Here is a 20,766-nt window from a genome sequence, read left to right as displayed (position 1 = left end):
TTTATTTGTTTAGCTTGGCCATAATCCATACGTGGGGGAATGTTATAGCAGCAATTGAGGTGAAAAAAATCGATAGTAAAAGTCGATCTTGATTTCGAAATATAACAAAAAGTATTGCCAGGCCTACAATAGAGATAATCCAATAAAGAAAGGAGGATTTTAAGTACTTAATAAAATTCTCCTTTTTATAATTTCCGTATAAAAAATATACTTGATCGACCAATGAAGGTATACTATGCCAAAAAATAAAATAAATGGCAAATGCCCATAATAAGGATGCGGTATGAAAAATAGTATAAAACAATATGAGATAGAATAACTCTTCCCAAATGTTAGCTTGGAGTATGCTGTTGGTCATAAGTTTTATAGAGATTATCGTAAAGATTAATAGAGAAACTATAGTCGTATATAAATAAGCATCTCTAGAAAGATACACACCAGTAATATTTTCAATTACTTCAGATACTTCTAAATGATTATTTAGAAATAAAATACCTAGAATCGTCATTCCATAAGCAACATAAATTAACTTTATAGGAATAGATTTTTTGGTAAGTCTTGAAATCCAATGCTGTTCTCCGAAATGATAGGCGCTAAAAAGGATAAAAACTAGAAGAGCAACTGAAGGAATAAAATAGAAAAATAACACTCCAGTCAAGAGAAATAAAAGATACAGACATAATATTTTTATACTCTTGGACTTTTTTTTGTAGTTAGACCCTTTCTCAATTAATTTTATATCATTTGTTCCGTGTAAAATTCCTAAAGATAGTATTAAAATGAATGCTAAAAGATTTTCGGTTTCTTCTTGAAAGTATGTTGAAATCCAAAGAGAAAGAAAAGTGAATATTAACATGTAATTTCTGAGATCCTTAAAAAAATGACTTTTATTTTTCATTATGTTTAATAAAGTTATCATAAAGTTAAACATTTTTTGTTTAATCTTTTTTAAATTTACATAAACAAAATAAATATTAACGCTATGAAAAATTTTTTAACATTTTTTTTCCTGTCCCCAGAAATTGCAACCGATGATTATGTAGGTTTTACATTCTTCGTAGGGTGCATGGCTATGATGGCTGCTTCTGCATTTTTCTTCTTTTCTATGAATAGTTTTGATAAGAAGTGGAGAACATCCATTCTTGTTTCCGGACTCATTACCTTTATTGCAGCTGTACATTATTGGTATATGAGAGATTATTGGTACGGTTATGGAAATTCGCCAACATTTTTTCGTTATGTAGATTGGATTCTAACAGTTCCATTAATGTGTGTTGAGTTTTATTTGATCCTTAAGGTCGCCGGAGCCAAAAAATCTTTAATGTGGCGACTAATTTTATTATCTGTCATTATGTTGGTAACAGGTTATTTTGGAGAAGCGGTATATAGAGATCAGGCTTGGTTATGGGGGCTTATATCCGGTATTGCATATTTTGTAATTGTATATGATATCTGGTTAGGTAAAGCAAAAAAGCTTGCCCAGGAGGCTGGAGGAGCTGTATTAAGTGCACATAAAACGCTGTGTTGGTTTGTGCTAGTTGGATGGGCGATTTACCCAATAGGGTATATGGCCGGAACACCTGGTTGGTATGAAGGTGTTTTTGGAGGTCTAGCCATGGATGTAGTATATAATATAGGAGATGCTATAAATAAAATAGGGTTTGGATTAGTTGTATATAATCTTGCTGTGACTGCATCTTCTAAAGACAGTTCTATAGCGTAATTGGTTTCAGACGAAGAGATAATGAAGAATTGTATTTATTTCTAATGGTTACCAACATAGATATATAAATTTAAAAGCACCCAATAAAGGGTGCTTTTTTAGTTGCCTACCAACTTTAAAATAAATACCAGACAAAAACAAACAATGTAGTATATAAGATCAACAAAGTCGCAGTTAGTCGATATTTTTCCAGAATATTTTCCATAGCATTATAATTTTACAATTCTCTTAATAGAGGTCCTTTTCTCAGACACTATATGTGCGAAGTATATACCGGCGGTCAGATCTTCTATGTTATATGATGGGATTTGCTCAGTGAAAGATTTGACCATTTTTCCGTGTATATCATATAACTTGATGTTATCAGATTTTCCTGATGTTATGATAAATGACTCCTTGATCGGATTAGGAAATAGCACTATTTCATTGGATTCAAAAACTTCAACACTTAGGGTAGCACAGTTTTCAGAATAAACCGTTGATGCATCCTTTTGCCAAAAAAAGTAAGGAGGAGCCCCTGCATTAGCAGTATTGGCATCATCTACTTCTATACAGCTTAGAGAATTATTTCTTGCATCCATAGTCATTATATTCATATTATTTCCATTCTTAAGATTTAAGGTGGTTAGATTGTTATCATTGCATATAACACTACTCAAATTACCTTTAGAAGAAAGATCTAAATCTGTAACACTGTTTTGTGAAATGTTTAAAATGCGTACAGGATTCATAGATAAATCTAGCGTACTTAAGTTGTTGTTAGATAAATCAATTTCCTCAAGAATCATATTACTTGTTAGATCTATTGAACTTAGATTGTTATTATTTGCCAATAGTAATACAAGATTGGTTAATGTATTAAAGCTCTGAGAACTGATGTTACAATTATTTGCGCGTAAGAAAAATAAATTAGTATTATTTCCAAAAGTGAAACCGGTAAACGTGCTATTATTACTAACATCTATGTTTTGAATATTTAGATTAGCGGTAACATTCAAAGAAGACAATATGTTGTCTGACAACAATAGAGTTCTTAAAACTGGATTAGCAGCAACATCTATGGTTGAAAGGCTGTTGTTACTCATATTAAGTGTTTGCAAAGATGGGCAACCACTAACATTGATGGAGCTAATATCATTAAAGTTTGCGTCAAAAATAGTTAGATCATTATGGGTACCTAAAGTAACTCCGGGACCACTCAACAAATTATTAAAGAAATAAAGTTCGGTAGCCGCAGTAAGAGCAGTGAGATTGACGGTGGAAAGCTGATTATCATTCGCCCTCACCGTTAGTAAATTAGGCAATGAAGTTCCAAAATTTATAGAACCGATTCTATTATTCGTACACTCTACACTCCTAAGAGCAGTATTCGTAGAAAGGTCTAAGCTCGTCAAATCAGAATCATTAGCTAACAAAGATCGTAGCGCAGTGCAATTGGTTACATTGACACTAGAAAGATTCGCCAGATTGCTAACATCCAATGATGTCAGAGAAGTGCAATTAGAAACGTTGACGGTCCCCAGTGAGGTAAGTCCTGATGCATTAAGAGATGGTAAAGAAGTACAATTAGATAGATTTATGGTGGCCAGAGAATTACATCCGGATATATTAAGCGACGTTAGCAGAGGACTATTAGAAAGGTCTAATCCGGTTAACGAAGAGTTAGAAACATCAACAAGATTTAGATTGCTATTTGAAGGAAAATTAATACTGGTCAAACTGCTAGGGTCTCTGGAAAATACTCTTTCTAAGCTCGGATAAGCAGACAAGTCAATAGAAGAAATATTACTAAAACCACCCATGATAATTGTAGTCAGATTGTTGGCAGAAGAGGGTAGGGTAATAGAGTTCAAACCTGAGCTTCCAAATGATAAAGATTCTAACTGTGTGTTACCGGATAAATCGATAGATGTAAGTCCGGGAGAAGCACCAATGTTAAGTAGTTTTAGATTATTATTATAAACCAATGATGTAAACTGAGAACCGTTTTGTTCTACGGCCAAGCTGTCTAGACTTGTGTTAGCGTTCACATTTATTCCTGTGATGGCATTATTTCTGCGATATTGTAAATATCTTAACTTAAGATTTTGGCTTACGTCTATAGACGTTGCTGTAGCTTGGTTTGCCGATGGTGGGGCGAACAGGGATGTGACTAATAGCCTTTCGAGATCTACAAAGGCTTCAATTCCTGCCCAATTAGAAACCGGAATATCTAATAAAATTAATTCCTTAACTCCGGCGGCATCGCTATTAAGGATATTTCCATTTGCTCCATTGGTGTCAATTCCTTCTGATATCAACCAGTTTTCGAAAGTTGCATCAGGAATTGGGGTTGTTTGACTGATTGCGGATCCAATAGCCACAAAAAATATGGCAAAGTAGAAGTAGATTTTTCTCATAACTATAATAATTTGTTTATGAATCAAAACTACTTCACTAATGTAGTAAGTTGGACTACATAAAGTATGTAGATTTTTATATCAAGCGGTCTTTATTTGCTTTTTGAATAGCTTCTTCTTTGGTGCAAACCTGTAGTTTTTCATAAATATTCTTTACGTGAAACCTAATGGTATTTACACTTATAAATAGTGCTTTGGCCACACTATTATAACTTTTACCTGAAGCAAGTAAAGTAAGTACTTCGGTTTCGCGTTCTGAAAGAATAGTGTTGGGCGACTTCCTAAAGGACTGTACAACCATTTTTGCAATATGAATGCTCATAGGCGCACCTCCTTTTAATACTTCATCAAGAGCAGAAACCAGCTGAAGTTTTGAAGCGTTTTTAGTTAGATACCCAGAAGCTCCAGCACATAAAGCATCAAAAACAGTTTCTGAATTTTCATATACTGTCACTATTAAAATATCGATTTCGGGATTTAAGGATTTTATTTTTTTGGTGCCCAGAACTCCATTCATCTTTGGTAGTTCAATGTCCATTAGGATAATTCGTGGTTTATCAATTTTCAGATTGTCTATTGCTTCTTCACAGGTATCGTATATGGCCACAACTTTGTAAGAAGATGTTTTATCTATTAAGGTTTTAAATCCCTTACTCAAAGGAACATTATCTTCAATAATAACAATATTATGACTCATAGTTTTATAAACAAAAATAACACAGATTTTATTGAAATACACTACACGTTTTGTGTGGTTTTTCCTGAAAAATAAACTTCTGTGCCTTTGGAGATTTCTGAATTTATAAAGAGCTTTCCATTTATTTTAGCCGCTCTTCTTTTTATATTTTCCAGACCATTAACCCTTTTTTGCCCTTCTGTTTCAAAACCTATTCCGTCATCTCTACAAATAATAGTCAAGATATCCTCTTCATAATTAAAATGAAGGCATATTTTTCTACACCTAGAGTGCTTTACGGCATTAGTGATAGCTTCTTTAAAAATAAAAATGAGTTGTTTACTCCAATAATAAGGTAGTTTTACATTATGTGAGATTGATTTTTCAACTTCAAAAATGATATCAAACTGATGTAAATACTCTTCTCCAAAATCGGATAAGTAAGTAACCACTTCTTCCAGATAATCACTCTGAGATTGGAGTGAGAAAATAAAATCTTTTGTGCCTTTAAATAGATAATTAGAATCAGAAATTATTTGCTGTAATAGTTCTTTGTCCTCTTTTTTAATTGAAGTTTTATCTTCATTTAGAAGATTCGAAAAGATGGATATTCTTGCTAATTTATTACCCAGATCATCGTGAAAATCTTGCGCAATATTATTTCTTACAGAAACAAGCTCGTTTTCTAATTGATTCCTTCTTTCGATAACCCGTTGAAGCATTATGTTTTTTTGCCTGGTTTTTTTTAATCTGTATAAAATAAATATTATTATGATCAAACAAGATAAAAGACTTATCAGCGAAATAATCCACCAGGTCTTGTACCAAGGCAATTTAATTTCAAAATTATAAACGTTAGTTTCCTTCCAGATACTGTCGAGGTTTTTTGATCTAATTTTTAGTGAATAAACTCCTGACTTATAATCATCAAAGTTTAATACGCCTTCACTTTTATCGAGTTGTATCCAATCTGAGTTGTTTATTTGATATTGAACCAAAGGAGCATTTGTATTAAAAGTGATAGCATTATAGTAGAATGATAATCCCGATCTGAAAACCTCTATTTCGGGTGGTTTCGATTTTACTAAACTCTTTTTGTTATCAAGGATTGAAACGCCTTTATTACCTGTTGCCCAAATATAATAGTTATCGTCTTCGACGACTTTTCTGATATAAGTAGAACCGAGACCATTTTTTTGATTGAAATTAATGAAGTTTCCTTTTTCAAGTACAGAAAGTCCTTTTTGAGTTCCGATCCAAATCTTTCCTTTATGATCCGCGGTTATGCAATTTATTCTGTTGTTTAATAAACCGTTTTTCTCAGTTAATTGAATAACATGATCATTGTACACTTTTATTAATCCTTCATTAGTACCCAAAAATAATGTATCCGAGATAACGATTCCGCTGTTAATAACCTGTTTGCCAACTATAGAGTTTATTAGAGAATCTTCTTCAACTATATTGCCAATTGGGTTATACCAGTACATCCCTTTATTAGTCCCAAAAAGTAAACGCTTTTTGTACTCAAAAGCGTCAAAAATATTGTAATCTAACCGTGGATAATAATAAGACTTCTGTTTATCTAGTAGTCTTATGCTATCATTTAGTAGGATCATACCAAAAGTTGGTGTTTTATAAAAGCCACGAGCATAGGTTTCTTTCACTTTATCCGTGTCAATACTATTTTTAAACTCTAGCGAACCTACAAGAATGGTATCATTTGAGACAAAAAGGTCTTTTACAAAACCATTTAATTTAATTTCTTTTTCAAGTTGTTTTAAAGAATCAAGAATTAGTAATTTATAATTGGAGGTTAAATATGTCTTATTTTTCAAAAAAGCAATATCAATAATATTAGTATCAGTTTGAAAAACGTTAAATTGATTTTTATTAGAAGAGATATAGTAGATACCTTCACCATAAGTAGACATCCATAAATTATTTTCTCTATCTATAAGAATGTCTGAAATCGTAGATTTAATGTTATATAAGTCGCGTAAATCCGTTGTAATTTTATTTTCTAAATTATAATAAAACGGATATTTAAAACCGTTATGGTCTACTGCCAAAACAATTAATTCGGTTTTACTTCTTTGAAGAATTTTGATAATAGACAAGCCATCAACTTTGATGTTATGCTGTTGTAAAATTTCATTATTATTAAAAAAAAGTAGATTTTCGTTGTTTGCAGCTATGTATATAGAATCAGTTTTTGTGAAAGCTGTTATTACTTTGGTATTTAAAAAACTAAACTTGTTATGAAACTTGTTTTTTGTTCTCGTAAAGATCCCCTTGACCGGAAAGGTTAAATTACACGCTGAAAAAGCATACAATGTATCGTCAACAACATTGTATTGTACGGCGGTAGATCTTTTATCAATTCTAGTGGTGATATTTAATTCTGTGGATTTTTCCTTTTGTTTTACAGCTTCAGTTTTAAACTTAATTTCTTTATCGAATAGCCAATAGATATTATTGTGTTTATTATGAATATTATATATCGTATCATTTAATATCCGAAGATTTCCTATTTTATGAGGGCTATTAGAATTGCTAAGAACTTTTCCTGTTTTTGGATTTAGGATATTAATACCGCCTCTCCAGGTTGCTAATACAAGCTTGGAATCTGATAGTTCATTAATATCGATGATGTAATTTGATGTTAAACCGTCATTGGTAGTATAGTTTTTAAACTCTTTCCCATCAAATTTTGATAGACCATCATCCGTACCTATCCAAACATATCCTTTAGTATCCTGAAAGATTCCATAGGTGACATCGTGTGGTAATCCATCTGCAGTAGAATAATGAATAACATTTTGCTGTGATAACGCAAAAAAGTGGGCGAAAATCAGTAATGGTAAGACGTTTTTTTCCACAGGACTACCAAAATACAAAAAGAAGCCGAGTTTTACACCTACACAATATATGTAGTATTATAATGCACTTTTGTTTAAACAGTTAAATACCATTCTTCAACAAGATGATTTCAACAATCGAATACAAAAACGGAGCTTAAACGTGAATTATTGATTCAAAATCTCAGTCCATGGAATCATAGCTCCAACAAAAACAAGATATGCTACAATAAATAATACGTATAAAGCACTAAGCGATATACCTACAATTGCACAGATACGTCCTGCTTTGAGATTTTCGTATCCATAATATAGCTCAGGATTCTCATTATAAAGCTTCATTGATTGTTTAGAAATTACTAAGGCAACTATACCAAATATTAATCCCAGGATTCCGTAACAAAAGCAGGTTACTATCGAAATGATACCAAAAACCAAAACAAGTGTGGCATTAGGTAGTTGTTGTTTGTTTTCCATAAAATTTTATAAAAATTGTTTGATAATATAGTTGGCAACAATAAGAATTATATTTAAGAAATAAAAGTATTTGAGGATAGTCGCACCATTTTTAAATTTAAAAAAGATATGACTGATCAAATATCCGAACATGACAAGCATTGGAATCAGAGCGGGATACATTTTAATAGCATCAATAACATTTCCTTTCATTAAAAGAATAAAACTTCGCTGAAGCCCGCAACCTAGACAATCGATTCCTATTAAGTTTTTGGTAGGGCAAAATAGAAGGTTATTTTCTAAGAAGGTGACCATTTTATTCATAGACCTTATTGCTTGAAAATAAAAACTGCCCGATTTATATCAGGCAGCGTTATAATGAATTTGGAAACTGAACGTTATTGGTATTGCTCCATTATTCCTTGTAATTCTTGTGGGTCTAAAGTACCAAAAACAATAAAAGATATTATCGTACTGATTATAGAAATTCCACTTAGAATTAATCCGATTATAGCTAAGATTTTACCAGTTTTTACGTTGTTGTATCCTTCATAGAGTTCCGGATTTTCTGTATATAATTCAGTAGCTTTTTTTGCAAGTACAAGGGCTACAATTCCGAAAACAATTCCGAAAATTCCATAACAACAACACCCTAAAATTGAAAGAATACCGAAAACTAATATTAGAGTTGAGTTGGGTAACGTTTGTTTTTCCATAAAATAGTTGATTAGTTAAAAATGAATTTCATTTTGATTAGATAGCTTACAACCATTGTAAGCACTGTTATGATGATTAAGCTCACTTTAATTAGTGAATCATATTTAAATTTAATAAAAAAATTAAAGCCCAAGAAAAAAAGAAGCGTTAGTAAGGGATAAATTGCCGGATACATTTGAAAAGCAGCAACAAAATCTCCTTTTAACAAAAGGACTAACGATCGTTGTAATCCACATCCTAAACAATCAACACCAAAAAGCTTTTTGTTTAAGCAAGGAAACATATACTTTTCTAAAGACATTTTTCTGAATTAGGAAACCAATATACATAATTTGAAGTTTCCACGAATAAACGCATGTAAAAAAATCTAATAATTGATATTTTTGCATTATGAATAAAGAAAAAGTCAAAAGGATAATTAGTTTTCTGTTAATTTTGATAGGGGCTATTCTTCTCATTATCGAGATCGCGTCTTCTCATAAGAACTATTATATGCAGAGTGTTGGTATTATTAGTTTAATGACAGGAGTGTTTTTAGTTAATACAAGTGTAACGTCCAAGTCACAAGAGAATGATGTAGAACATCCTCATACCAAAGAAGAAGAATAGATGAATTCAATTAAGAAAGATGATATAGTATCTGTTTTAGATGAACCAATTACTGGAAGGGTGATTTCTGTTGAAGGAAATGAAGTTACTATTAGATCTAACGACGGGTTTGATATGACCTTCTTTAGCTACGAATTGGTTAAAGAAGCATCTGATAGTTTTATTGTTCCTTCTTATGAAGAGGTACAGAAGAATCTCCAAGAAAAAGAAATTTTTAAAAAGAAACCTAAAAGACCTGTATCAAAACCAAAAGAAAGAAATGTACCACCAATGGAGGTGGATTTACATATTCATAAACTGGTAAAGTCTGCAAAAGGAATGACAAACCACGATATGGTGACTTTACAATTAGATACCGCCAAAAGACAACTGGATTTTGCAATTAGTAAACGTATTCCCAGAATTGTTTTCATACACGGTGTTGGACAGGGTGTGCTTAAAGAAGAACTAAAGTATTTGTTTGGCCGATATGATAATGTAAGTATTTCAGACGCTGATTACAAAAAATATGGGCTTGGCGCTATGGAAATATACATCTTACAAAACCCGAAGTAACGTTTAATTTACAACGACTTCATCGGATCCAATTATGAAACTGTCTATTTGAATAGGATTGCCATTAGCCGCTTCAAAAACGTTGTCTTTTAGGGTCAGGGTGCGTGTAAACTTTCTTGGATTTTCTACAGGATCCGATTCATCATAACTTACTTCTACAGTACCGCTCGAACTTATAAGTTCTTTAGTAATACTTACACCTACTGGCTCAATATCATTACAGAAATACTCAACAGCGTTCAGATCGGTTATTGCAGTATCAAATTCTCTGAAAATTACTTGATTATTGGTCGTGTCTAAATTTATAATCGTTGGTGTATCTACAGAGATATCATCAATCTCTGGAGTAATATCAAAGGCTGCATCAACAAAATTAAAGGATAGGGATGTATCAGAATCTTCATTAAGTTTATAGAATACAAAAGAAGTACCGTTAGTGTCAGAACAATTCTCTAATTCTCCGTCAAAATCGATTGAAATATCTATGTCAACAATCTCGTTTCCTAATTCGAGTAATTCTTTTCGTATCGCCTTACCATTTCCTTCTAACGTTACATCCCTAAGCGTTAAGATCCTAGTGAAACTTTCTTGCGTATCCGAGGTTGATAATGCTTCGTATTTAATTTCTAATTTTCCATTAGAACTTATTAGTTCTTCGGTAACTCCTACATTGGCCGGGGGCACACTACTGCAAAAATAATCTTCTCCCGAGATTGTAGATCCATATTCTCTATATATGAGCTGATTTGTACTTGCGTTTAATGTAATTTCTGTGGTCTCTGTAAACGATATATCTGCTATTTCCGGTGTGATATCAAAAGTAGTGCTAGTAAAATTAACAGATAACGACCGATTCATTTGATTATCAATTTTATAGAAAACAAAAGTATTTTCATTCTCATTTGCGCAACTCTCAACCACTTCTTCAAAGTTTACAGAAAGTTCCAACAGGTCTCCTTCGCTACAGCTTATAAAGAACAAGGTGCAAATTAAAACGCTTAGTCTATATATCTTCATGTTAATTTTCATCTTTTTTAGTTGTCTTCGGGATAGTCACGTCTCTGAAACCAAAAGAAAATCTATTTTCCGTAAACTGCTCGTTATTCTGGTCGAGTACAAGATTTTCAATACTGAGTGTGGTCCTGAAAATTGTTATTACTGTATTGTCCAATATAGAAGGATTATCCATATTTACATTCGTTTCATCATTATCAGGATTATTAGCGTCCAGATAGTTAGGTATTCCATCTCCATCGTCATCGTCATCCATTGGGTTATTGTTGCCATTGGTGTCTTCATCTATAGTTAGAGTTTCATCATCATCATCATCATCATCCAAAAAATTAGGGGTACCATCACCGTCAGTGTCGTCATCTCTTGGATTACCGTTACCATTGATATCTTCATTTCTAGTTGGAATTCCGTCACCGTCATCATCAGTATCTAGATAATCTGGAATGTCATCTCCATCGGTATCTAAGAAAGAATTATCGTTAGGGTCGATATTACGAAACTCTACACTGGTTAATACGTTGTCATTATCGTCATCCTGATCTTTAAAATCAGCTATTTGATCGTTATCCTGATCATATCCGTCTTCTATCAGTCCGTCTTCATTTCCAATAGCTGCATCAGCCATTGCATCATCCAAATAATTAGGTACGCCGTCTCCATCGGGATCAGCTTCAGGGTCGATACCATTTGGAGATTCTAAATCAGATGCTACCCCATCATTATCGTCTTCACTAACAATTTCATTGGTTATTCGTGCCTCTCCGCCAGTACCTAGAAGTTCTTCGGTAACGATAATATTACTATCAGGAATATTACTACAATAATAATCCGCGGTTATACTGGTATTAAACTTTCTGTAGACTAATTTGTTATCCTGATTAGCCAAATCGATAATAATTTCTTCTTCTGTTGGGATAGTATCAGAATATCTAGTGTCGACAAAGTCGTATGAAATAGCTTCATTAATTGATGTGTTTATTTTAAAAAAAACAAATTCATTAGCACCAGCTCCCTGACATAATTGAAGATCTACATCTTCAAATTCAAAACTGGTAACAATGATATCTCCATCATCACAAGAAAGAATAAATAAAAAAACAAGAGTATATAAAAGCTTTTTCACGCGTAGTATTTTCAAATTGATAACCTATTTAAATTAGTTTTCACCTAGTAAAGACGATTAAAATTTCAACATGTTTACTTTTAAGTGTTTTTTATGTCAAGCAAAAATAAAGGAATTGAAAGATTATAACGTGTGGTGAGGAAAATAATTTTATTTGAATTAGATTTGCGATTACAAATAAGAATATGATAAAATGTATCTTTTATCTCTGCACGAATCGTATTTTTTAGTTGTAAACGACAAATTTTTTAGATTAAATGCAAAAAGTGTATTTTGATAGTGCGGCAACGACACAATTGCGCCCGGAGGTTATTGAAAAGATGATTTCAGTATTAAAAGAGGATTACGGTAATCCTTCTTCTACTCATGGATTTGGTAGATCTGCAAAGAATCATATTGAGCAAGCTCGGAAGAATATTGCAAAATATCTTGGTGTAAAGGCCTCAGAAATCATTTTTACATCTGGAGGAACCGAAGCAGATAATCTGGCATTGAATAGTGCTGTTAGAGATTTGGGAGTAAAGCATATTATTACTTCTAAAATAGAGCATCATGCGGTGTTACACACCGTACAAGAAATACAATCCCATACGAATATATTAGTCAATTATGTACATGTAAATAAAGATGGCTCTATCGATTATAACCATCTGGAAGAACTTCTACACCAATCTTCTGAAAAAACATTGGTGAGTCTTATGCACGTAAATAATGAGGTAGGTACCATTTTAGACATTAATAGGGCGGGTGAACTTTGTAAAAAATACGGGGCTCTATTTCATAGCGATATGGTGCAATCTATTGGTCACCTTGATGTAAGCCTTGGTGAATTGCAAGTTGATTTTACAGCAGTAAGCGCCCATAAATTTCATGGTCCAAAAGGAGTCGGTTTCGCTTATATCAGAAAAAACTCTGGCTTAAAACCTTTAATTTATGGAGGCGAGCAGGAGCGAGGTTATCGTGGTGGTACAGAAGGAGTGCATAACATTGCAGGAATGGATGAAGCGCTACGTTTAGCATATGAACATATGGATGAAGAAAAATCTTATATTTCAAGCCTAAAACAATATTTTGTAGATCAACTAAGACAAGAAATTAAAGGTGTTAAATTTAATGCCAGTTGTTGCGATTTAGCGCACAGTACGTATACTTTGATCAATGTTTGTTTGCCAATATCTCGGGAGAAAGCAGGTATTTTATTATTTCAATTGGATATAAAAGGAATTGCCTGCTCTAAAGGAAGCGCTTGCCAAAGTGGAAGCAGTAAAGGTTCTCACGTGCTCACAGAGATACTTTCAGAAGAAGATATGCAAAAACCTTCTGTTCGATTTTCTTTTTCTAAGTATAATACAAAAGAAGAAGTGGATTATGTGATTGGTGTTTTGAAGGAGTTTATAGAATCTTAAAACTTCATCCCCAATCGGACATTAAAAACTCGTTGAGTTAAGAAATTTGGAATCGAAAATTGCTGCTGAGAAGCTGCATCTCTTACAAAGGTATTGGTGATAGAATTCAGGTTGTCAAAAAGGTTGAAAATTTCGAATCCTATATTTAATTCTTTAAACTTATTAAAGAAACTGCCTTCTTTGCGTCTTATTTTTTGATCTACTACGATATAGGATATTCCTAAATCCGCTCTTCGGTAATCACGTAACCTGGTTTGAAACGCATAAGGATCTGCATTACTGGGTGAACCTCCAGGAACACCAGTTTGATATACAAGGTTTAGGTACATTTTTAGATTTGGAATAGTAGGTACATAGTCTTGAAATAATGCTCCTACTTTTATTCTTTGGTCCGTAGGTCTCGCAATATAACCTCTATTATCAAGATTTTCTTCGGTTTTAAGAATTCCGAGACTTACCCAACTTTCGGTTCCGGGAACAAATTCTCCATTTAATCGTAGATCAAACCCTGCAGCATATGCCTCTGCATTATTGTTGGCACGGTACCGAATCCTTACATTTTCTATGGTATACGAATTGACATCTGTGAGCTTTTTATAATATAATTCTGTGGTAAGATTAAAAGGTCTGTTCCACATTGTGAAACTATAATCATTACCTGCTACAAGATGGATTGATTGCTGTGCTTTTACATCAGACTGAACGGCACCCTGAAGATCTCTTAATTCTCTATAAAAAGGAGGTTGATGATACCATCCTCCAGAGAGCCTAAAGATCATATCAGCTTTCCAGTCAGGTTTGATCGCAACCTGAGCTCTCGGGCTAAACACCGTTTGAGAGGTCTTGCTAATTCCATCACCAGAAACACTCCAATTATGTGCACGTATTCCTGCGTTGGCCCAAATTTCGTGATCATTAATTGTGGATCGATAACTGTATTGTGCATAACCCGAAAATCGATCTATTGTAACCATATTGGTCGCTCTTACGCTCGAAAACGGAACGATCGGGCTTGCATTTGGATTGTATGGCTGATCATTAATAAACGTACCGGGAGGACGGATAGAAAACCCTGCAGAATCGATAACTTCATATTCCTGTATTCTATCTCTAATATCTTCAGAGGTATATTTTATCCCCCAATCTATTTGATGTTCATCAGCAATGTATGTTCCTTTATGTTCCAGATTAAATATAAGTGCATCCAGATCGTTTCTAGCGTGTGTTAGTTGAGACCCTATACCTTCACTAAATTCAACTGTACCCAAATCTTCACTACCGATATCTGTATTTACTGCTCCTAGAAAATAAGCAGCAAAAATGTCAAAATACTCTTGCTCTTGCGTATGGTAGGCAGAACCGATAAACTTCAAAGTTAAATTTTCATTTGCTTGGTACGTTCCTTTCAAAGCGCCAAAATAGGTTTCATATTGGTCCTTTTCCTGGCCTTCATAAAAAACAGTGAGGGCAATGGGTTCTGTTATTGTGCCAAAATTAGTTTGGCGTGTTAAGGGTTCATAATCATATTTATTAATAGCAATGTTCCCTAGAAAACCTAGTTCAAATTTATCAGAAAAGTTATAAGAAAGGTAGGTTTGTACGTCAGCGAATCTAGGTCTGAAATTAGTTTCCGTTTGACGGGCATCTACCAATAAACTATTGTCTCGATAGCGAACACCTGCCACTGCAGCAAATTTTTTATCTTTTGTAATTCCTCCTGCAGATACACTTCCGCCTAACAAACTAAGATCTGCTGTTAGGTCAAATCGGGTGGGCCTACGATACGTAATGTCTAGAACAGATGAAAGTTTATCTCCGTATTTTGCTTGAAATCCTCCGGCAGAAAAATCTACATTTCTTACCAAATCTGTATTCACAAAACTGAGTCCTTCTTGCTGACCGGAGCGAATAAGAAATGGTCGATACACTTCAATTTCATTTACATATACTAGATTTTCATCAAAATTCCCTCCTCTTACAGAATATTGAGTGCTAAGCTCGTTGTTAGAACTTACGCCTGGTAATGTTTTTAATAAGCCTTCTACACCGGCATTGGCAGATGGGGTTAGGCGAATGGTTTCAGGATCTAGCGTAATAATACCTTCTACCACTTTTCGTTCTCTACCGGTTATCACTACTTCACTAATTTGTTCTATATCCGTCTTTAAAACCGGATTTAGCTCATACTCCTGGTTTTCCTTTAAATTAATAGTAAAAACAATATCCTTTAAGCCTACGTGGCTAATTTTTATTCTTACAGGTTCGTTAGCAGGAATACTCAATACATAAACTCCGTTTTCATCAGTTAGCGTTCCTTCATTTTCATAGGATACATTAGCACCGGCAATAGGAGATTTAGACTCATCTAATACTACACCTTTTACAACTGCATTTTGAGCGATTATGTGATGATTTAAAGAAACTAGAAAAAAAACAAAAAGGAAGAGAAGATTTTTCAAAGAGTATGTCTATTTACGGTTTTCTAAAGAATGTTGTTTCAAATGTAGCATTATTTCCTACTTTATCTAACACAATAAGTTTAAATTTATTTTCTGTCTCCTTAATTATTTCATCATTAAAATCATATACGAGCATTCCGGTTTTATAATCATATTCCATTAAAATAAACTTTCCGTTTATGGTAGCGCGGTAACTTTCTATACCAGAATCGGCATCATCAATTTTTATTTTTAAGAAATCTGCTTTAGACATCCATTTTTTATCAGCGACATTAATGGGTACGATTGTAGGTTTGTTAGCATCAGTAAATAGAGAATAACTTCCTAAGGTTCTTGTTCTTGTCGAAAAGCGATTGTTTTTCTTATAGGTTTTTACCGGATAATGCTGGTCATTGTATCCCAATCTTCCTATATATAACTTTTTCTTATCTGCTTCGGAGTAATTGGAAACGTCAAATACAATAGTCATATTTTTGTGTAGGGGAATCTCATCTTTATGAATTTGAATAGTATCTCCATTAGCATGAATATCCAAATATGCATTTTCGTAAACACTACCTTTGGGTATGTATAAATCGAAGATTCCGGAATTAAAAGTGAAGTTTTCTGTCGGCTGCACCAGGTAAGGAGTTTTGATGACTTCTTTTTTTGAAATCTCTTTGATATTCGTTCCTTGTATAGGTATGTTAATAATTGTTGTATTGTCTTTAAAATCTTTAACATAAACCTTTGCGGTATAGGACAAACTATCTTCTACATTAATAATACCCTTATCAACAATATTTTTGTAAATACTAAGCGGGTTGTTTTTTTCTATAAAAAGTTTAGTAATTCTACTTCGATTTGTTTTGTAGTATTCATAATCGATTAACCGATTGATGTATCGGGTTTCTGAAAATGAAAATCGATTCATTGCTAATTCAAAGTTCTTTTGTCCATTGACCTCTGTTGATATTTTGTAAACACCATTTTTGTTCGCTGCTAAATTTTGTTGGTCAATGGTAGATACACCGATTCCTACTTTTCCAATTGCCTGAACACTTGCCGCTTTAAAGTTTCCATCGTCTTGCGGTATCAATCTTAACTTTACAGGCTTTTGATCACCATCAATATGCGATGTGTTGTCTAAGCTATATAACCAAACACTATTAATCGTTGGTTTTTTGGTATCCCTAATATCAATACCAAAACTCATCGGATTCATAGGTCTGGCTTTAGCATCCCTTATTTCAAAGTGTAGGTGTGGGCCACCGCTACCTCCGGTATTTCCGCTATAAGCTATTGTGTCTCCTTTATTTACAGATAGCGTACCGGATTTTGGAAAAAGTTCTATTTCATAAGATTCCTTAGCATATTGTCTTTTCTTAACATAAGCTTCTATCTGTGGTGAAAACTTTTGAAGATGTGCATATACGGTGGTATAACCATTAGGGTGTGATATATACATTGCTTTGCCATAACCAAAATGCGAAATTTTGATCCTACTTACAGTTCCAGTTGCCGATGCATATACAGGTAAACCTTCTTGTCCTTCGGTTTTGAGGTCTAAACCAGAGTGAAAATGATTAGATCTAAGTTCTCCATATGTTCCGGATACGGCAAGAGGAATATCTAATGGATTTGAGAAATAGTCTGTCGGAATGTCATTTTGTCCATATCCTATTGTAAAATTCAGGATAAAAAAGATTGTAATTACTCGCATAGCAGGTAAAAGTAAATATTTACGGATTAAAATTAAAGAGATGTCAATTAAAAACTAAATAGCTATAAATTAAACACTTGATTGATGAGATGTTGAGGGAATAAAATTAGTTTAAAAACTATTGGGTTTTTTCAATTGGTATGTTAACTTTGTGTAACGAAGTATTGCGTGAAATTATAATGAGTGATTTAATTGAAATTGTTGATTCTCTTGAGAATAAAATAAGTAAGTTGCTTCATAAGTATGATTTACTAAAACAACAAAACACCAACCTTAAGGAGAAAATAAAGGATCTGGAGATGAATTCAGAACTTCAGGTTGATCAATTAAAACAATGGGAAGAAAAATTCAGTGCACTCAAGAATGCAAACGCAATGCTGGGCAGTGACGAATATAAAAGGGAAACCAAGCTCAAAATAAATGCCTTAATAAGAGAGATTGATGTGTGCATAGCACAGCTATCTGAATAGTTAAAATATGGCAGATAAATTAAAAATCAAACTATCAGTTGCGGATCGTGTGTATCCTTTGACTATTAATCCTGATCAGGAAGAAGGGTTAAGAAAAGCAGCTAAAAAGATTGAGGATATGATTAAACAATTTGAGCAAAGTTATGCGGTGAGAGATAAGCAAGATGTATTGGCGATGTGTGCTTTACAATTTGCTGCACAAGTAGAACAAAAGGTTATAGATAAAGATAGTGATGAGATGGAAGTGACAGGGAGATTAAATGCCCTGAATACTTTGCTGCAAGATCATCTATCTTAAACGTTCATTAAAATAAATAAGGTTACTGCCTGCATTAGTTGTTATTTTTTGATAAACTCAACAAGAATTATTTCAAAAGGGTGAGTTTAAGTTGTAAAAGCACGCCGTGCTGATTTATCAGTTTCACGGATCCTTGACCAGCTTGTTAGCCCTAAACCTGTTTTTACAGAGTTTATACAAAACCCAAGCTAATGCAGGCTTTTTTTATATATAAACACTAACTAGGATTATGGATAACATTATATTTTTGATTATTGCGGCAGTGGCGGGTTTAGTGATAGGTTTTATTATCGCTAAAGTATTAGAGCGTAGTAAGGCCTCAGAAATTATCAAAAACGCTAAAAAAACTTCACAAAGTATTATTAGAGAAGCCAAAAGTGAAGGAGAAACTATTAAAAAAGACAAGATACTACAGGCTAAAGAAAAGTTTATTGAGTTAAAGTCAGAACACGAAAAAGTAATTTTATCTCGAGATAAAAAGATGGCTGAAGCCGAGAAAAGAACCAGAGATAAAGAGTCTCAGGTTTCTAACGAACTTTCTAAAGGAAAGAAGCTGAATGCTGATCTGGAACAGAAGATTAAAGACTATAATCATCGCAATGAGTATCTAGAGAAAAAGCAAAGTGAACTCAAAAAACTTCATAAAAGCCAAGTGCAACAGTTGGAGGTGATATCTGGTATGTCTGCTGAAGAAGCTAAAGAGCAATTGGTAGAATCTTTAAAAGAGCAGGCAAAGACAGATTCTATGGCTTTAATTCAGGAGACTATTGAAGAGGCAAAGTTAACTGCCCAACAAGAAGCTAAGAAAGTTATCATTAATACAATCCAAAGAATCGGTACTGAAGAGGCTGTTGAGAATTGTGTTTCTGTATTTAACATAGAAAGTGACGACGTAAAAGGGCGTATTATAGGGCGCGAAGGTAGAAATATCAGAGCTATAGAAGCGGCGACTGGTGTAGAGATTATCGTAGACGATACTCCAGAGGCTATTATCTTGTCTTGTTTTGATTCTGTAAGAAGAGAAGTGGCTCGTCTGTCATTACATAAATTGGTAACCGACGGTAGGATACACCCGGCGCGTATCGAAGAAATAGTTAAAAAAACCAGAAAGCAAATTGATGAAGAAATTATAGAGGTAGGTAAAAGAACTGTTATCGATCTTGGTATACACGGTTTGCATCCGGAGTTAATCAAAACGGTAGGTAGAATGAAATATCGTTCTTCTTATGGACAAAATTTGCTACAACACTCCAGAGAAGTAGCAAAACTTTGTGGTGTTATGGCTTCTGAGCTAGGACTAAACCCTAAGCTTGCAAAAAGAGCTGGGCTATTGCACGATATTGGTAAAGTTCCGGATACAGAAACTGAAGTTCCTCATGCAATTCTTGGGATGCAGTGGGCAGAAAAATATGGCGAAAAACCTGATGTGTGCAACGCAATAGGAGCTCACCACGATGAGATAGAAATGACATCTTTAATATCTCCTATAGTTCAGGTATGCGATGCGATTAGTGGAGCAAGACCTGGGGCTCGTAGACAGGTGCTAGATTCTTATATACAAAGACTGAAGGATTTAGAAGATATTGCTTTTGGATTTAGCGGTGTTAAAAAGGCATATGCTATTCAGGCAGGTAGAGAATTACGTGTGATTGTTGAAAGTGAAAAAGTAAATGATGAAAGAGCAGCTAGCTTATCATTTGAAATTTCTCAAAAAATACAAACCGATATGACATATCCTGGTCAGGTTAAAATAACGGTAATCCGCGAAACAAGAGCGGTAAATATTGCAAAATAAGGACTTACACATTAAGTTTATAGAAAAAGGGAATCATTCTTTGATTCCCTTTTTGTCTTTATCAGAGAAGGACTTTGATTGTTGGTATTTTGATATTAGTTCTTCTTTCCAGCTTAAGGCCGACTCTATATCATCAAACCTCCGAAATTCTTTTTTGAAAAACGATTTTTCATATGTGGTTTGTTCTTTTTGCCTAGGGTCTTTAGATACTACGGCAAATCCAATAAGATTTGAAACTTCAGCAGTTTTAATATACACAATTGGATCCACTGCATAAGAGTGAATTCGATGAGTGATGTATACGAAAGGAGCTTTTTTAAAATGTTTTTCAGCAATTTTTATTAAAATAGAATTGTTAGTAGCTGAAACAACAATACCTTCTTTCATAACAGCAATCATGTAGTTATGATGTATTTCCAGACTACAAAAGTCAAGGTTGTATAATCGTATCATTGGGGTTAGGTAGTAGGTTGAAAAAATATGTTAGTAAGATAAGTTTAAGA

At 33.6% G+C, this 20,766-nt stretch carries 20 protein-coding genes and 1 other RNA gene; 8 read left to right on the top strand and 13 right to left on the bottom strand.

The genetic code is table 11. The features are described from left to right. Position 1: 1 nt before the first annotated feature. Positions 2–898: a Brp/Blh family beta-carotene 15,15'-dioxygenase gene (locus ACE94K_RS18520; RefSeq protein WP_378175868.1), complete on the bottom strand. Its 897-nt coding sequence runs from the start codon at positions 896–898 to the stop codon at positions 2–4. A gap of 84 nt (positions 899–982) precedes the next feature. Here ACE94K_RS18520 and ACE94K_RS18515 point away from each other — a divergent pair, with 84 nt between their 5' ends. Then, positions 983–1,723, top strand: coding sequence for a bacteriorhodopsin-like (locus ACE94K_RS18515; protein WP_378175865.1), 741 nt, complete (start codon positions 983–985; stop codon positions 1,721–1,723). A gap of 209 nt (positions 1,724–1,932) precedes the next feature. On the opposite strand, the gene ACE94K_RS18510 is transcribed toward ACE94K_RS18515, so the two are convergent. From ACE94K_RS18510 to ACE94K_RS18480, 7 genes are all read right to left on the bottom strand, one after another. Beyond that, complete coding sequence (locus ACE94K_RS18510) at positions 1,933–4,122, bottom strand: T9SS type A sorting domain-containing protein (protein WP_378175862.1); 2,190 nt, start codon at positions 4,120–4,122, stop codon at positions 1,933–1,935. A gap of 76 nt (positions 4,123–4,198) precedes the next feature. Next, a complete protein-coding gene (locus ACE94K_RS18505; protein ID WP_378175859.1) occupies positions 4,199–4,819 on the bottom strand; it encodes a response regulator in 621 nt (206 codons plus the stop codon). 41 nt (positions 4,820–4,860) lie between these two features. Then, entirely contained in the window at positions 4,861–7,680 is a 2,820-nt protein-coding gene (locus ACE94K_RS18500) for a two-component regulator propeller domain-containing protein (RefSeq protein ID WP_378175856.1), read from the bottom strand. 147 nt (positions 7,681–7,827) lie between these two features. Then, a complete protein-coding gene (locus tag ACE94K_RS18495) occupies positions 7,828–8,136 on the bottom strand; it encodes a CCC motif membrane protein (protein WP_378175853.1) in 309 nt (102 codons plus the stop codon). A 6-nt stretch (positions 8,137–8,142) separates the two neighbouring features. Further along, positions 8,143–8,430, bottom strand: a complete 288-nt coding sequence (locus ACE94K_RS18490) for a DUF2752 domain-containing protein (RefSeq protein ID WP_378184322.1) — start codon at positions 8,428–8,430, stop codon at positions 8,143–8,145. A gap of 83 nt (positions 8,431–8,513) precedes the next feature. After that, on the bottom strand, positions 8,514–8,831 hold the full coding sequence (locus tag ACE94K_RS18485) for a CCC motif membrane protein (RefSeq protein ID WP_378175850.1): 318 nt from the start codon (positions 8,829–8,831) through the stop codon (positions 8,514–8,516). Between the two features lie 11 nt (positions 8,832–8,842). Further along, positions 8,843–9,115: a DUF2752 domain-containing protein gene (locus ACE94K_RS18480; protein ID WP_378184320.1), complete on the bottom strand. Its 273-nt coding sequence runs from the start codon at positions 9,113–9,115 to the stop codon at positions 8,843–8,845. A 107-nt stretch (positions 9,116–9,222) separates the two neighbouring features. On the opposite strand from ACE94K_RS18480, the gene ACE94K_RS18475 reads away from it, so the two are divergent. Together ACE94K_RS18475 and ACE94K_RS18470 are read left to right on the top strand one after the other, a co-directional pair. Then, positions 9,223–9,441, top strand: coding sequence for a hypothetical protein (locus ACE94K_RS18475; protein WP_378175847.1), 219 nt, complete (start codon positions 9,223–9,225; stop codon positions 9,439–9,441). After that, a complete protein-coding gene (locus tag ACE94K_RS18470; RefSeq protein ID WP_378175844.1) occupies positions 9,442–9,996 on the top strand; it encodes a DNA mismatch repair protein MutS in 555 nt (184 codons plus the stop codon). Between the two features lie 3 nt (positions 9,997–9,999). Here the strand turns inward: ACE94K_RS18470 and ACE94K_RS18465 are convergent, their stop codons facing one another. Next, positions 10,000–11,013 carry a hypothetical protein gene (locus ACE94K_RS18465; protein WP_378175841.1) on the bottom strand — a complete coding sequence of 338 codons (1,014 nt, stop codon included), beginning with the start codon at positions 11,011–11,013 and terminating at the stop codon, positions 10,000–10,002. Position 11,014: 1 nt separating this feature from the next. Then, positions 11,015–12,133 (bottom strand): hypothetical protein, encoded by a 1,119-nt coding sequence (locus ACE94K_RS18460; protein WP_378175838.1) that lies wholly within the window; start codon positions 12,131–12,133, stop codon positions 11,015–11,017. 257 nt (positions 12,134–12,390) lie between these two features. On the opposite strand from ACE94K_RS18460, the gene ACE94K_RS18455 reads away from it, so the two are divergent. Next, positions 12,391–13,539: a cysteine desulfurase family protein gene (locus tag ACE94K_RS18455; RefSeq protein ID WP_378175835.1), complete on the top strand. Its 1,149-nt coding sequence runs from the start codon at positions 12,391–12,393 to the stop codon at positions 13,537–13,539. Here the strand turns inward: ACE94K_RS18455 and ACE94K_RS18450 are convergent. After that, a complete protein-coding gene (locus ACE94K_RS18450; RefSeq protein WP_378175832.1) occupies positions 13,536–15,998 on the bottom strand; it encodes a carboxypeptidase-like regulatory domain-containing protein in 2,463 nt (820 codons plus the stop codon). The genes ACE94K_RS18455 and ACE94K_RS18450 overlap by 4 nt on opposite strands. 13 nt (positions 15,999–16,011) lie before the next feature. After that, a complete protein-coding gene (locus ACE94K_RS18445) occupies positions 16,012–17,700 on the bottom strand; it encodes a M23 family metallopeptidase (protein ID WP_378175829.1) in 1,689 nt (562 codons plus the stop codon). A gap of 179 nt (positions 17,701–17,879) precedes the next feature. Here ACE94K_RS18445 and ACE94K_RS18440 point away from each other — a divergent pair, with 179 nt between their 5' ends. The 4 genes from ACE94K_RS18440 to rny all read left to right on the top strand — a co-directional run bounded on the left by ACE94K_RS18440 (position 17,880) and on the right by rny (position 20,263). Beyond that, positions 17,880–18,170, top strand: coding sequence for a hypothetical protein (locus tag ACE94K_RS18440; protein WP_378175827.1), 291 nt, complete (start codon positions 17,880–17,882; stop codon positions 18,168–18,170). 7 nt (positions 18,171–18,177) lie between these two features. Next, the gene (locus ACE94K_RS18435; protein WP_378175824.1) at positions 18,178–18,468 is read left to right on the top strand and encodes a cell division protein ZapA; all 291 of its coding nucleotides are present in this window, start codon (positions 18,178–18,180) and stop codon (positions 18,466–18,468) included. 55 nt (positions 18,469–18,523) lie between these two features. Beyond that, positions 18,524–18,642, top strand: a non-coding RNA gene (ssrS, locus tag ACE94K_RS18430) — 6S RNA. A gap of 55 nt (positions 18,643–18,697) precedes the next feature. After that, entirely contained in the window at positions 18,698–20,263 is a 1,566-nt protein-coding gene (rny, locus tag ACE94K_RS18425; RefSeq protein WP_378175821.1) for a ribonuclease Y, read from the top strand. Positions 20,264–20,296: 33 nt separating this feature from the next. Here rny and ACE94K_RS18420 read toward each other — a convergent pair whose 3' ends face one another. Beyond that, a complete protein-coding gene (locus tag ACE94K_RS18420) occupies positions 20,297–20,716 on the bottom strand; it encodes a hypothetical protein (RefSeq protein ID WP_378175818.1) in 420 nt (139 codons plus the stop codon). Positions 20,717–20,766 lie beyond the last annotated feature (50 nt).

The sequence above is a fragment of the Aquimarina besae genome, assembly GCF_042434905.1.
GTDB lineage: Bacteria > Bacteroidota > Bacteroidia > Flavobacteriales > Flavobacteriaceae > Aquimarina.
The sequence above is the reverse complement of the archived record's forward strand: the minus strand, read 5'-3'. Positions and strand labels throughout refer to the sequence as shown.